Origin of the sequence: Rhodoferax potami (assembly GCF_032193765.1) — a bacterium.
In the GTDB taxonomy this organism is placed as follows: domain Bacteria; phylum Pseudomonadota; class Gammaproteobacteria; order Burkholderiales; family Burkholderiaceae_C; genus Allorhodoferax; species Allorhodoferax potami.
The window spans coordinates 105,092-118,116 of the sequence record NZ_JAVBIJ010000001.1 but is presented as its reverse complement, the minus strand read 5'-3'; the positions used below and the strand labels follow the sequence as shown (position 1 = coordinate 118,116).

General features: G+C 59.2%; 13 protein-coding genes. 6 read left to right on the top strand and 7 right to left on the bottom strand.

Annotated elements, in window-relative coordinates; genetic code table 11:
* Nucleotides 1-51 precede the first annotated feature (51 nt).
* From RAE21_RS00565 to RAE21_RS00540, 6 genes are all read left to right on the top strand, one after another.
* On the top strand, nucleotides 52-735 hold the full coding sequence (locus tag RAE21_RS00565) for a glutathione S-transferase family protein (protein ID WP_313879652.1): 684 nt from the start codon (nucleotides 52-54) through the stop codon (nucleotides 733-735).
* Between the two features lie 25 nt (nucleotides 736-760).
* The gene (locus tag RAE21_RS00560; RefSeq protein WP_313879651.1) at nucleotides 761-2,062 is read left to right on the top strand and encodes a multifunctional CCA addition/repair protein; all 1,302 of its coding nucleotides are present in this window, start codon (nucleotides 761-763) and stop codon (nucleotides 2,060-2,062) included.
* A gap of 48 nt (nucleotides 2,063-2,110) precedes the next feature.
* On the top strand, nucleotides 2,111-2,812 hold the full coding sequence (locus RAE21_RS00555) for a response regulator (protein ID WP_313874044.1): 702 nt from the start codon (nucleotides 2,111-2,113) through the stop codon (nucleotides 2,810-2,812).
* Nucleotides 2,809-4,185, top strand: coding sequence for a sensor histidine kinase (locus RAE21_RS00550; protein WP_313874045.1), 1,377 nt, complete (start codon nucleotides 2,809-2,811; stop codon nucleotides 4,183-4,185). The genes RAE21_RS00555 and RAE21_RS00550 overlap by 4 nt, the downstream gene beginning before the upstream one ends.
* 157 nt (nucleotides 4,186-4,342) lie before the next feature.
* Entirely contained in the window at nucleotides 4,343-5,422 is a 1,080-nt protein-coding gene (locus RAE21_RS00545; RefSeq protein WP_313879650.1) for a hypothetical protein, read from the top strand.
* A gap of 114 nt (nucleotides 5,423-5,536) precedes the next feature.
* Nucleotides 5,537-5,767, top strand: coding sequence for a hypothetical protein (locus RAE21_RS00540; RefSeq protein ID WP_313879649.1), 231 nt, complete (start codon nucleotides 5,537-5,539; stop codon nucleotides 5,765-5,767).
* A gap of 153 nt (nucleotides 5,768-5,920) precedes the next feature.
* On the opposite strand, the gene RAE21_RS00535 is transcribed toward RAE21_RS00540, so the two are convergent.
* The 7 genes from RAE21_RS00535 to RAE21_RS00505 all read right to left on the bottom strand — a co-directional run bounded on the left by RAE21_RS00535 (nucleotide 5,921) and on the right by RAE21_RS00505 (nucleotide 12,963).
* Nucleotides 5,921-6,997 (bottom strand): ABC transporter ATP-binding protein, encoded by a 1,077-nt coding sequence (locus RAE21_RS00535; protein ID WP_313874047.1) that lies wholly within the window; start codon nucleotides 6,995-6,997, stop codon nucleotides 5,921-5,923.
* A gap of 3 nt (nucleotides 6,998-7,000) precedes the next feature.
* Complete coding sequence (locus tag RAE21_RS00530; RefSeq protein ID WP_313874048.1) at nucleotides 7,001-7,855, bottom strand: carbohydrate ABC transporter permease; 855 nt, start codon at nucleotides 7,853-7,855, stop codon at nucleotides 7,001-7,003.
* Nucleotides 7,856-7,897: 42 nt separating this feature from the next.
* Nucleotides 7,898-8,776, bottom strand: a complete 879-nt coding sequence (locus RAE21_RS00525) for a carbohydrate ABC transporter permease (RefSeq protein ID WP_296509428.1) — start codon at nucleotides 8,774-8,776, stop codon at nucleotides 7,898-7,900.
* 5 nt (nucleotides 8,777-8,781) lie between these two features.
* Nucleotides 8,782-10,044 carry an ABC transporter substrate-binding protein gene (locus tag RAE21_RS00520; protein WP_313879648.1) on the bottom strand — a complete coding sequence of 421 codons (1,263 nt, stop codon included), beginning with the start codon at nucleotides 10,042-10,044 and terminating at the stop codon, nucleotides 8,782-8,784.
* A gap of 100 nt (nucleotides 10,045-10,144) precedes the next feature.
* Nucleotides 10,145-11,395: an ABC transporter substrate-binding protein gene (locus RAE21_RS00515; RefSeq protein ID WP_313874050.1), complete on the bottom strand. Its 1,251-nt coding sequence runs from the start codon at nucleotides 11,393-11,395 to the stop codon at nucleotides 10,145-10,147.
* 173 nt (nucleotides 11,396-11,568) lie between these two features.
* Entirely contained in the window at nucleotides 11,569-12,549 is a 981-nt protein-coding gene (locus tag RAE21_RS00510) for an ROK family protein (protein WP_313879647.1), read from the bottom strand.
* Nucleotides 12,550-12,594: 45 nt separating this feature from the next.
* Nucleotides 12,595-12,963, bottom strand: coding sequence for a phosphomannose isomerase type II C-terminal cupin domain (locus RAE21_RS00505; RefSeq protein WP_313874052.1), 369 nt, complete (start codon nucleotides 12,961-12,963; stop codon nucleotides 12,595-12,597).
* Nucleotides 12,964-13,025 lie beyond the last annotated feature (62 nt).

Below are 13,025 nucleotides of genomic sequence, written 5' to 3'. Positions count from 1 at the left end.
CGCCAACCCCTTTAGGCCCGACTATCATGCGAATTTGACCAAGGATTGCGCATGATCAAGCTCTACATCGGCAACAAAAACTACTCCTCGTGGTCCATGCGCCCTTGGGTACTGTTGAAGCAGGCGGGCATCGATTTTGAAGAGGTCATGGTGCGCTTTGACTCGTTCGAGAGCCAATCCCAATTCAAAACCACGCTCGCCCCGCTCTCCCCCACCGGCAAAGTGCCGCTGCTGGTCGATGGCGACTTGGCGGTGTGGGACACCCTGGCGATTGCTGAATACGTAGCCGAGAGCTTTCCTAACCTGCAGCTCTGGCCTGCTGACAAGTCCGCCCGTGCGCGGGCCCGCAGTGTGTGTGCCGAAATGCACTCCGGCTTCACCGGCCTGCGCAGCAACTGCCCCATGAACATCGAGGCCACCCTGCTCGAAACCGGTGCCCTCATCTGGCGCGACAAGCCCGTAGTCCGCGCCGATGTAGCCCGCCTGAGTGCCATGTGGACCGAGCTGCTGGCCCAATACGGCGGCCCCATGCTGTTTGGCCAGTTCTCGGTGGCGGATGCGTATTTCGCCCCGGTGTGCGCCCGCCTCAAAACCTATGGCCTGCCGGTCAGCCCGGTGGTGGGTGCCTATGTGTCCCGCGTGCTGGCCCTGCCCGGTGTGCAGGACTGGATCACCGGCGCGCTGGCAGAGAAAGACTTTCTCGACTTTGAAGAACCCTACCGCCTGCAACGCTGAACTACGTCTAAAGCCCCTGCCTTTTATGCCCGCCACCTCATCCGACTCCACCCGTAACACCGGCACCTTTCTGGTGGGAGGTGCCGTGCGCGACGCGCTGTTGGGTCTGGAAGTCAAAGACCGCGACTGGGTGGTGGTGGGCAGCAGCCCGCAGCAGATGCTGGACGCGGGCTTTATTGCCGTGGGCAAAGATTTCCCGGTGTTTTTGCACCCCCGCACCCAAGAGGAATACGCCCTGGCCCGCACCGAGCGCAAAACCGCGCCCGGCTACCGCGGGTTTGCGGTGCACGCTGCGCCCGATGTGACGCTGGAGGAAGACCTGGCCCGGCGCGACCTTACTATCAATTCCATAGCAGCTCGCGCAGACAATACGTGCGCCAATGGCACTTTTGATACCAAAGACCTGATAGACCCCTTTGGCGGCCAGGCCGACCTGCAGATGCGTGTGCTGCGCCATGTGACCCCCGCCTTCCGCGAAGACCCGGTGCGCATCTTGCGCGTGGCCCGCTTTGCGGCGCGGTTCACCGAGTTCACCGTGGCGCCCGAAACCACCGCCCTGATGCAAACCATGGTGGAAGACGGCGAGGTGGACCACCTGGTGCCTGAGCGCGTGTGGCAAGAGATCGCCAAAGGCTTGATGGAAGCCCGCCCCTCCCGCATGTTTGAAGTGCTGCGCAGCTGCGGCGCCCTGAAGCGCCTGCTGCCTGAGCTGGACCGGCTCTGGGGCGTGCCCCAAAGCCCGGAGCACCACCCCGAGGTGGACACCGGCGTGCACGTCATGCTGGTGCTGGACCGCGCTGCCCAGCTGGATGCGCCGCTGGCCGTGCGCTTTGCCTGCCTGGGCCACGACCTGGGCAAAGGCACCACGCCCACCGACGTGCTGCCCCGCCACATCGGCCATGAAGAGCGCAGCGCCCGACTGCTCAAAGCGGTGTGTCAGCGCCTGCGGGTGCCCAACGACTGCGCCGAGCTGGCCGACGTGGTGGCACGCGAGCACGGCAACATCCACCGCAGCAGCACGCTCAATGCGGCTGCCCTGCTGCGCCTCTTGGAGCGCTGCGATGCCATCCGCAAACCCGAGCGATTTCGTGCCGCCTTGCTGGCCTGCCAGTGCGATGCCCAAGGCCGCCTTGGGCTGCAAGATGCGCCCTACCCCCAAGCCCAACGGCTGGGGCAAGCACTGGACTTTGCGCTGGCGGTTGCTACAGATTCCATAGCTGCTCGCGCAATAGCGGCGGGCGCTACCGGCCCAAAGATTGGCCAATTCATCCAAACCGCCCGCGCCGAGGCGATTGCCGCAGGGCTAGAGGCTGCCACCGTCACCTGAGAGTTGCACCGCAGCAAAGCTTGCCACCTGCCTTGGTATGCTTGGGGAATGGCCCATTTACTGATTGTTGAAGACGACGAATTGCTGCGCGACGGCCTGTGCGCGCAACTGGTGCACGCCGGCCACAGCGTGAGCAGCGCCAGCGACGGCGCCCAAGCCCAAAGCCTGCTGGAGTCCACCCGTTTTGACGGCGTGGTGCTCGACCTGGGCTTGCCAGTGGTCGACGGCATTACCGTGCTGATCTGGATACGCCAGCGCTTGGCTGCGCTGCCGGTACTGATCCTCACCGCGCGCGATGGCGTGGAAGACCGGGTGCAAGGCCTGAACGCTGGCGCTGACGACTACCTCACCAAACCCTTTGAAATGGCGGAGCTGCTCGCCCGCCTGCAAGCCATGCTCCGCCGCTCGCGGCTGCCCGCCTTTGGCGGTTCGCTCGAAGTGCAAAGCAGCACCAGCAAAAACCTGCGCCTCGACCCGGTGCTGCCTCTGGGCTGGCTCGGCGAAGAAGCCATGGAGCTCACCCACCGCGAATGGTCTTTGCTCTCGCTGCTGGTGAACAACATGGGCCAGGTGGTCGGCCGGGAAGACGTGCTGGCCGTGTGGCAAACCGCGCCGCAAGAAGGCGGCGCTGCCGGCTCTAATGCGCTGGAGGTTTATGTGCACCGCTTGCGCCGCAAGCTCAACGACAGCGGCCTGAGCATCCGCAACGTGCGGGGCTTGGGCTACATGCTGGAATCGGACACTCCGTGAGCCGCCCGGCTCGCTTCTCGCTCAAGCGGCAGCTGCTGATCTGGCTGCTGCTGCCGCAGCTGGTGCTGTGGCTCATGGGCGGCGCTCTGGCATTCCGGGTGGCGCTGGCCTATGCCGAGAAAACAATTGACCAGTCGCTCACCCAATCGGTGCGCTCGCTGGCGCGGCAGGTCAAGCCCATGGGCTCGGGCTTGTTGATCGACTTTCCGCGCGCAGCGCGCGACATCATTGAGCAAGACCCGGACGACCGCGTGGCCTATATGGTGTCGTCCCCGCCCGGCAGTTTTTTGCTGGGCAACACCAAAATCCCCGGCCAAACACCTGACCTGTACTCCCCCGCCAACGAGCCCGTGCTGTACGAGGTGGTGATGGACGGCAAGCCCATGCGCGTGGCCTCCATCGACCTGAGCTTTGGCGATGGCTTTACCGACCAGCGCATGCGGGTGCAGGTGGCCAAGAGCCTGGTGGCGCAGCAGCGCATCGCCCGCGAGCTGGTGCGCGATGTGCTCTTTCCGCTTTTGATTTTGGGCGCCGTGCTCAGCGTGCTGGTGTACGAGGGCATACGCCGTGGCTTGGCCCCGCTGGAGCGGCTGGAGGCGCAACTGGCCAACCGAAATATGGCGTCGCTCTCGCCCATCGAGATGACGCAAGCGCCGGAGGAAGTGCACTCACTGGCCAACACCCTGAACCAGCTGCTCACCACCCTGCGCCGTAGCCTGAGCCAGGAAAAGCGCTTTTTGAACGATGCCGCCCACCAACTGCGCACCCCGCTTGCGGGCCTGATCAGCCAGACCGAACTGGCCATGCAAGAAAAAGACCCCGAGGCCCTGCAACAACGCCTGACCAAAGTGCACACCGGCGCCCAGCGCAGCGCCCACCTGGTGCACCAGCTGCTGTCGTTGGCCCGCACCGAGGCAGAGGTGAGTTTGGTGCCGGTGGATGCAGCGTCTCTGGCGCGCGAGGTGGCCCGCGAATGGACCCGCCGCGCCTTGGCCGCTGGCGTAGACCTCGGCTTTGAGGGCGAAGACAGCGTCATGGTGCCAGCCGACAAGCTGCTGCTACGCGAAGTGCTGAGTAACCTGATCGACAACGCCCTGCGCTACGCCGGCAAAGGCGCCGTGGTCACGCTGCGCACCACGGTGCACAACGGCTACTGCTGGCTGGACGTGGAAGACACCGGCCCCGGCCTCTCGACCGAGCACCTGGAGCGCGTGTTTGAACGCTTCTGGCGCGCCAGCGAACTCCCCGGCGGCTGCGGCTTAGGCCTGTCCATCGTGGCGGAAATCGCGCGGCGGCATAACGGCACGGCAACAGCGCAGACGACATTGCCGCATGGGTTGACGATTCGGTTGGAGTTGCCGTTGCAGGGGTGAGCGTAGAAAGAATTTGACGATCAGCCTCCGTTAAAAAATTGAAAGCTCCGAAAAATCAAAGGATACGAGGCTATCAAGGACAAGGCCGGATCTGGTATTCAAGATAGCAGCCCTATGGCAAGTACCGGCTAAATTTCATTTAGTTCAAAAGTCAAATATGTACAAAAAAACCATAAATGTCAGAGCCACAGCGCTGGCCCTTTCATTTGTTGCAATATCTGCAGTGGCTCAACCCGCCGAGAACCCAGCCCCAAACTACGTACAAGTAAAACCGGGGACCACCTTAAATCTCGCGAATCCTTTTGGCCTCATTGCGCGTAAGACTACTTGTGCCGAACTCGCTAGCAACCTCCAAAGAACGACTTGGTCGCCAACCTCTGATGGTGGCTACATATACGGGATTTTGTACGACATCCAGTGGAACGGGTATGTCAAAGCAATCAATTCCTGCTCCAATCCAAATGACACGATAGAAAACTTAGATGTGGTTTTCGTGCCAAGCAATTTAGGTGAACCTAATGCCACGGCGATGCGAGAACTACTATCTGAGCTAGCGAGTAGGGCAACTGCGAAGGGAAGTGAGTGGACTACGGTGTACAAGGATACCAACAGCCCAAGCGTCCCTCGTGTCACCGTCTACAAGTCAAATGCCTCAGTAAACATGTGGATGGGGCGAGACAGAGTTTTCGTTGAATTTCGAAGTTACGAGCTGAGTCAAACACGCCAAATCGAAATCAAACGAGCTTCGGTCAGGCCACTTGGCGTTGCCGTAGGTGTCAGTACTTGCTTCGAGGCAAATAATGAACTCGAAGGTAGGGCTTCTCTGAGACGACTCGAGCGAAGCATGAACGTGCTGGGGAAACAAACAATATTCTCAACAGACACAATCGAAGTTAAAGCTAAGGATCCAGGTCGCTTTTATCCCGGAGCCAGTTCGATAGTCGCAGAGTGCCGCAATCTTGAGGAAAAGGTTAAAACTCTCTACGTAGGTGTAAAGGACGGGCCCAAAAACACTGCTGCGATAGACGCTTACCGTGTTCTTGCCAGCAAATACAAGAGAGTGGATGGCTCCCCGATCCCTGAGAAAGGGGCTGGCTATGCCCGTTTCGAAACCTCAGGGATATCAATAGAAATCGAGGTGTTGGGAAATGGTCAGGACTTTCTGATTACATACATGGAAACCGCAATGTTCAACAAGTTGAAGAAATCAGCAGACCAAAAGCGGCAATCGCTTTAACCGAACTACGCTGAACAACTGAAAATAGGCCGTAAGACGGACAAATTTGATAGTGTTTTGGTACCTGTACTACAGCAAATACCGCTGCAACATACTAGCCAAGCGAGAAACACTATGCGACATGAGCACTTTGAAGTCGCCTACTACTTTCAGGAAAACAAGGTTATCGCCGTTCAGTTACGCCGAAACGCTTATACAAACATGATCACATTAACCAACGAAGTGATGCGGAACTACTTTGGGGATAACTTAAACAACGTCAGCATCACACACTACAGAGATGGCTTAAATATTCACCAGAGAACAATTGCTCTGCTTCGCATCAGTGCGCCGCATTATCAATAGCTGTACATCGGTGAAGATCAAGCAAAAATTTTTACTCTGAAGCATTAATTCCGGACTAGAAAACGAGATCTCCGACGACATCTCAAAAGTAATACAAAAAAAGCCGGGCTGCCCCATCAGGGCAGCCCGGCTTTTTGTTAGTGGCTTGAAGACTTAAACGTCCAAACGCACACCCGTCGCAGTGCTAAACCAGTTGGTGTTGGCAGGGTTCACGCGCAGGCCGACTTGGTCGCCGGCTTTCCAAGAAGCGCTCGGGGCGGTGCGCACAGTCACTTCACCAGCAGCGGTTTTCACCACCACATAGGTGTCAGCGCCTGTGGGCTCCACCACCGCCACTTCGCCGCGCCAAGCGGCATCGCCAGTGATGAGCTCAATGTGCTCGGGGCGCACGCCCAGGGTGGCGTCGCCAGTGGCTGGGGTTGCCAGCTCCAGGGTGCTGCCGTTGAAAGTAAAGCGGCCTTGCGCACCGGGCACTTCTACATGGCCCTTGATCAGGTTCATGGTGGGCGAGCCGATGAAGGTGGCCACGTAGGTGTTGGACGGGCGGTTGTAGATGTCGTCGGGTGTACCGATTTGTTGCAGGATGCCGTCCTTCATGACCGCGATGCGGCTGCCCAGGGTCATGGCTTCGATCTGGTCGTGTGTCACGTACACGCTGGTGATGCCAGACACCTGGTGCAAGCGCTTGATTTCGGCGCGCATTTCCACGCGGAGCTTGGCGTCCAAGTTGGAGAGCGGCTCGTCAAACAAGAAGAGCTGGGGGTCACGTGCCAATGCGCGGCCCATGGCCACACGCTGGCGCTGGCCACCAGACAGCTGCGCTGGGCGGCGGTCCAGCAAGTGTTCTATTTGCAGCATGGCAGCCACTTCGGCAATGCGCTTTTTGCGCTGCTCTACGGGCACCTTGCGCATTTCCAGCGCGAAGCCGATGTTGTCGGCCACGCTCATGGTGGGGTACAGCGCGTAGCTCTGGAACACCATGGCGATGTCGCGCTGCGCAGGGGCTACGCCCACCACGTTTTTACCGGCAATGCGCAGTTCACCTTCAGATGGCTCTTCCAGGCCCGCAATGATGTTAAGCAAGGTGGACTTGCCGCAGCCAGAGGGGCCTACCAGGATCAGGAACTCGCCGGGGGCGACGTCGATTTCGATCTTTTTCAGGACTTCAACGGCTTTGTCGCCCTTGCCGAAAACTTTGCGGATGCCTGCGATTTGGAGAGAAGCTGCCATTTTTTATCCTTTCACCGCGCCAGCGGTGAGACCTTTCACGAAGTATTGACCTGCCAGTACGTAGACCAACATGGTGGGGAGACCTGCAATCACGGCCGCAGCCATGTCGACGTTGTAGCTTTTGACACTGCTGGAGGTGTTGGCCATGTTGTTCAGGCCGACGGTGATGGGCTTGCTGTCTGCGCCGCTGAAGGCCACGCCGAACAGGAAGTCGTTCCAGATGTTGGTGAATTGCCAGATGAGCGTCACCATCAGGATCGGGGTAGACATGGGCACCACGATGCGGAAGAAGATGCGCCAGAAACCAGCGCCGTCAATGCGCGCAGCGTTCACCAGTTCTTTGGGGATAGCGGTGTAGTAGTTGCGGAAGAACAGCGTAGTACCAGCCAAACCGGCAATGCAGTGCACCAAGATCAAGCCACCCAGCGAGCTGGACAGGCCCAGAAAACCGAGCACTTGGCTCATGGGCAACAGCACCACCTGGAAGGGCATGAACACACCAAACAACATGAAGCCGAACAGCACTTCACTGCCTTTGAACTTCCACATGCTCAGCACGTAGCCGTTGATAGCGCCCCACGCGGTAGAGATCAACACCGCAGGCACGGCCATGATGATGGAGTTGGTGAAGAAGGGTTGCAAACCGCGGCAGTCCACACCGGTACAGGCGGTGGACCAAGCGGCAGACCAGGCGTCAAAGTTGAGCGAGGTGGGCAGGCTCAGCAAGTTGCCGGAGCGGATTTGCTCGGCGTCCTTGAACGAGGTGGCCAACATCACGTACAGCGGCGCCAAAAAGAAGAAGGCGGCCAGCAGCAGCGTGGCGTAGATCAGGATGCGGGGTAGGTTTTTGGTCAGCATAAGGTGCGATCGTGGAGGACGGTCGTAAGTAACGGTCGTGGATTAACGGTCGTGGGGTTTGGTGCGCAATTCGCTGTACAGGTAGGGCACCACAAGGGCGGCCACAAACACCAGCATCATGGTGGCGCTGGCTGCACCCAGGCCGATCTGGCCGCGGGTAAAGCTCATCACGTACATGAAGGTGGCAGGCACGTCAGACGCGTAGCCGGGTCCGCCGGAGGTGAGCGCCATGACCAAGTCAAAGCTCTTGATAGACAAGTGCGACAACACCAACACGGTAGAAAACACCACCGGGCGCAGGATCGGCAGAATGATGCGCCAGTAGATGCGGGGCAAGGATGCGCCGTCGATCTGGGCCGCTTTGATGATGCTGTCATCAATGCCGCGCAGGCCAGCCAACGACAAAGCCATGGCAAAACCGGCGGACTGCCAGATACCGGCAATCACCACGCAGTAGATAGCGGTGTCAGACTGCACCAGCCAGTCGAAGCTGAAGCTGGTCCACCCAAAGTCGTGCATCAGTTTTTCGAGGCCGAGGCTGGGGTTCAAAATCCATTTCCACGCGGTGCCGGTCACGATGAACGACAAGGCCATGGGGTACAGGTAAATGGTGCGCAGCACGCCTTCAGCGCGGATTTTCTGGTCCAGGAAAATCGCCAGGCCCATGCCGAGGGCCATGGAGCCGCCCACGTACAACACGCTGAAGATGCCCAGGTTTTTCAAGGCCACATACCAGCGGTCCATTTCCCAGAGGCGCACGTACTGCTCCAAGCCTACGAACTCGTCGTAGTTGGGCAGCATGCGCGAGCCGGTGACCGACAGGATGCCGTTCCAGATCATGAATCCGTAAATGAAGGCGAATCCGAGCACAAAGCCCGGGGCAATCACCAGCTTGGGGAGGATGTTTTCGATGGTTTTCATAAGTCTTACTTTTGCTTTGGCGCGCTGACTGCGACCAATTTGGCGACGGCTTCGCTCACGCTCAGCTTGTCGTTATTCCAGAACTCGCTCACCGCAGCGCGCATGGACGCTTGCTGCGAGGACGGCAATGCCATGCCATGCGCCACGGACGGAACCAGTGAGCCCGAAGCGGACGTGGCTACAAAGTCTTTGCTGGAGGTCTTGGCGCAGTCGTCAAACTTCTCCATGTTCATGCCCATGCGCACCGGGATAGAGCCCTTGCGCAGATTGAACTTTTCCTGGAACTCTTTGCCCATCAACAAATAGGCTAGGTAGCCCTGTGCCTTTTGGGCCTCCCAGCCTTTGAGCTGGAACATGGCAAAAGAGTCGACGTTGAAGGTGTAGGCATTGGCCGTGCCGGGCGCTGCCGAGCAAGTGAACTCTTTGCCCGGTGTCTGGCCTGCGGCCAGGAACTCGCCTTTGGCCCAGTCGCCCATGAATTGGAAACCGGCTTTGCCATTGATCACCAGCTCGGTGGTGACGTTCCAGTCGCGGCCGCCGGAGGCGGTATCGGTGTAAGCCTTGAGGCGGCGGAAGGTTTCCAGCGCCTTTTTCATGTCATCGCTGTTGATGGCAGCCCGGTCGAGTTTGACCAGTGCCTTGTCGTAAAGGCTTGCACCGCCCACGCCCAGCACCACGGACTCGAACACCGTGAAGTCTTGCCAGTCTTGGCCACCGTGGGCCAGAGGGATCAGGCCTGCGGCCTTGATTTTGTCAGCGGCAGCAAAAAACTCATCATAGGTTTTGGGCAACGCGGCAACGCCTGCTTTTTTCAGCACGGCGGAGTTGGCCCACAACCAATTCACCCGGTGCACATTGACCGGGACGGCCACATAGCGGCCTTTGTATTTCATTTGGTCAGCAACGACCTTGGGGAGCGTTTCGTCCCACTTCTCGAAAGACGCCATCGCGTCCAGGTTGCTCAAGACACCGAGCTCTGCCCACTCCTGAATGGCAGGCCCCTTGATATTGGCGGCTGCGGGCGCATTGCCAGCCAGCACACGCTGCTTGAGTACGGCCATGGCATTCTGGCCACCGCCACCGGTCACGGTGAAGTCGCGCCAGGTGTGGCCACGTTTTCCCATCATGTCTTTGAGCTCGACCACCGACTTGGCTTCACCGCCTGAGGTCCAGTAGTGCAGCACCTCGACTTCGCCCGCAAACACGCCTGCACCTGCGCACAGAGCACATGCAGCGGCAAACCGGCGCGCGAAAGCAGAAAGAGCCATGGGAATAGACCTGAAGAACACGAGATTTGAAATAGCCCCACCCCTGCGGGAGGGATAGGGCTATATGAGGTGAACGGCGCCTGCTGGCGCCGGCCAGGGCTTACTTGGTAGCAGCGGCCTTGGCGATGTTCTTCACGCCGTCAGCAACGGAGATCTTGTCGTCGTTCCAGAACTGGGACACGGCGTCCTTGATCGCGCCTTCAGCAGCTGGCTTGATAGCCATGCCGTGGGCCACGGAAGGAACCAAGCCACCGGATTTGGCGGTGTCCACGAAATCCTTGGCGGATGTCTTGGCGCAATCGTCAAACTTGTCCATCTTCATGTTCAAACGGACAGGGATAGAACCCTTGTTCAGGTTGAACACTTCTTGGAACTCGGTGCCCATGATGGAAGCAGCCAGATCAGCCTGTGCCTTTTGAGCGCCAGCGTCTTTGAGCTTGTACATGGCGAACGAGTCCACGTTGAAGGTGTATGCGTTAGCGGTGCCTGGAGCAGCAGCGCAGACGTAGTCCTTGCCGGGAACCTTGCCAGCAGCGGAGAACTCGCCCTTGGCCCAGTCACCCATGAACTGGAATGCGGCCTTCTCTTGGATCACCATGGCAGTAGCCAGGTTCCAGTCGCGGCCAGGAGCGGCTGCGTCGGTGTAACCCTTGACCTTGCGGAATGTTTCCAGGACCTTGGTCATGGTGGCGCTGGTCAAAGCTTTTTCGTCGAGCTTGATCAAAGCGTCGTTGTAGAACTTGACACCGCCCACGCCCAGAGCCACAGACTCAAAGGTGGTGAAGTCTTGCCAGTTCTGGCCACCGTGTGCCACGGGGATCAGGCCAGCCTTCTTGACTTTTTCAGCAGCAGCAAAGAATTCGTCCCATGTCTTGGGAGTGGAGGTCACGCCGGCTTTTTTCAGCACAGCGGAGTTAGCCCACATCCAGTTCACGCGGTGCACGTTCACGGGAGCAGCAACGTAGTTGCCTTTGTACTTCATGACGTCAGCCACCACCTTGGGCAACAGGTCGTCCCACTTTTCGGCCTTGGCAGTTGCGTCGAGGTTAGCCAACACGCCTTCAGATGCCCACTCCTGGATGGCTGGACCCTTGATCTGGGCAGCTGCAGGTGGGTTACCGCTCACGACACGGCTCTTGAGCACGGTCGCTGCGTTGTCACCGCCACCGCCGGCCACTGCGAAGTCTTTCCATGTGTGGCCCTTGCCTTGCATGATCTTCTTCAGTTCAGCCACAGACTTGGCTTCGCCGCCGGATGTCCAGTAGTGCAGGACTTCCACTTCGCCAGCCACAGCGGCCGAACCAGCAACCACGAGTGCCACTGCGGTGGCGAGTTTAGAAAGCTTCAACATCTTGTCTCCAAATAAAGTTTGTCTGTCCGGCCCTTTGTGCTCTGGGCCGAAAGCAACGTTGAATTCAATTGGACACCATGTCCACTTGAATTAATTAATTTTTAATTAATTTTTAACGCCAAACTACTAGGAGTTTCCCTAACCCGCTCGAAATCGGCGGGTTAAAGCGGTTTTTAGCCCAGCACAAGGGCCAGCGCGGCATAGTCGCCCACTTTTTCACCCAGGCCCGCCGGCACGATTTCGACGCCATCGGTGAGCGCCGGCAACTTGCCCTTGAGGGCCGCTTGCAGCTTGGGTAACAAGAACTCGCGGTTGTGCCAAAAGACGCTGCCGCCGATGCTGATGCGCTGCAGATCGAGTGTGGCCACCATGTTGTAAAGGGTGCGGCCCATCACATCGCACAAGTCATCCACAATGGCCAGAGCGCCCACCTCACCTGCGCGAGCCGCTACAAAAAGCGTAGCAGCATCGGTGTAGCCCTGCGCACCGAAACGACGCGGAATCGCATTACCGGCAACCAGCCCCTCCACATCGCCCACGTTGCCGCAGCCGCACAACGCGTCTTGGTTGGTGCTGACAAAGGTGTGGCCTGCGTGGCCTGCGTTGCCATTTTTGCCGCGCAGGATATGGCCATCCACACACAAGCCCATGCCGATGCCAGTGCTCCAGGTCACGTAGGCGCAGTTGGCCACGCCCTGCAGGGCACCCCAGCGACGCTCGGCCTCAAGTGCACCTACGCCATCGTTTTCGACCCGGACATTGGGGAAAGCGGCTTTGAGCGGCGCCTCGAGCAGCGCAGTAACCCAGTCATTGGGAAGGCCGCGGGCCTTGCCGGCCAAGCCGCCACAGATGTTGGGGCCTGCCAGCTCGACCATGCCGCCATTGATCACAAACGGGCCGCAAGTCGCCACGCCCACGGCGGCAATGTCTGCCACCGCCACACCCGCCAGGGCGCAGCTTTCACCCACCATGCGAATGATCTGGCGTGCCAGTGCGTCGTTAGAGCCTTCTTTGGCGGTGGGCTCAGAGACTTTGCCACGCACACCTGCGGCGTCGGCAATATTGACTGCCACTTTGGTGCCGCCGATGTCTACACAGGCAACCGGCGTGCTGCCGGGGGCAATGTTCAATTCAATGTCGTGGGTCAAAGCCATGCTGCACTCGCTCTCAAATCTTGAAAAAACAGGGGGGTCGGAAGCTCAATCGCGGCCGTAGTCGTCCTGCAGGCGGACGATATCGTCTTCGCCCAGGTAACTGCCGAACTGTACTTCCACAATCTCTACCGGGCCGTTGGTCAGGTTCGCCAAGCGGTGCACCTGCCCGATCGCGATGTCGCAATACTCCCCAGGCTGCAGGTCAAACTGGCGGTCATCCAGCGTCACCCGTGCGGTGCCGGTGGTCACCACCCAGTGCTCCGCGCGCTGGTGGTGCTTTTGCAAACTGAGCTGCTGGCCGGGGTGTACCCCGATGCGCTTGATCTTGTTGCCCGGCACCTCCGAGATGGTTTCATACCAGCCCCAGGGGCGCTCGGTGCGCTCAATCGTCTCAGTTCGCAAGGTAGTCTGCATGATTAAACAATCCTTAAAACGGCGCGCAGATACTACCCCGCATCCCCCCTATAGGGTTACTG

Bases quoted from the DNA above. Each gene is read 5' to 3' on its own strand.
- RAE21_RS00565 (WP_313879652.1), top strand. From the start codon at position 52: ATGATCAAGCTCTACATCGGCAACAAAAACTACTCCTCGTGGTCCATG.
- RAE21_RS00560 (WP_313879651.1), top strand. From the start codon at position 761: ATGCCCGCCACCTCATCCGACTCCACCCGTAACACCGGCACCTTTCTG.
- RAE21_RS00555 (WP_313874044.1), top strand. From the start codon at position 2,111: ATGGCCCATTTACTGATTGTTGAAGACGACGAATTGCTGCGCGACGGC.
- RAE21_RS00545 (WP_313879650.1), top strand. From the start codon at position 4,343: ATGTACAAAAAAACCATAAATGTCAGAGCCACAGCGCTGGCCCTTTCA.
- RAE21_RS00540 (WP_313879649.1), top strand. From the start codon at position 5,537: ATGCGACATGAGCACTTTGAAGTCGCCTACTACTTTCAGGAAAACAAG.
- RAE21_RS00535 (WP_313874047.1), bottom strand. From the start codon at position 6,997: ATGGCAGCTTCTCTCCAAATCGCAGGCATCCGCAAAGTTTTCGGCAAG.
- RAE21_RS00530 (WP_313874048.1), bottom strand. From the start codon at position 7,855: ATGCTGACCAAAAACCTACCCCGCATCCTGATCTACGCCACGCTGCTG.
- RAE21_RS00525 (WP_296509428.1), bottom strand. From the start codon at position 8,776: ATGAAAACCATCGAAAACATCCTCCCCAAGCTGGTGATTGCCCCGGGC.
- RAE21_RS00520 (WP_313879648.1), bottom strand. From the start codon at position 10,044: ATGGCTCTTTCTGCTTTCGCGCGCCGGTTTGCCGCTGCATGTGCTCTG.
- RAE21_RS00515 (WP_313874050.1), bottom strand. From the start codon at position 11,395: ATGTTGAAGCTTTCTAAACTCGCCACCGCAGTGGCACTCGTGGTTGCT.
- RAE21_RS00510 (WP_313879647.1), bottom strand. From the start codon at position 12,549: ATGGCTTTGACCCACGACATTGAATTGAACATTGCCCCCGGCAGCACG.
- RAE21_RS00505 (WP_313874052.1), bottom strand. From the start codon at position 12,963: ATGCAGACTACCTTGCGAACTGAGACGATTGAGCGCACCGAGCGCCCC.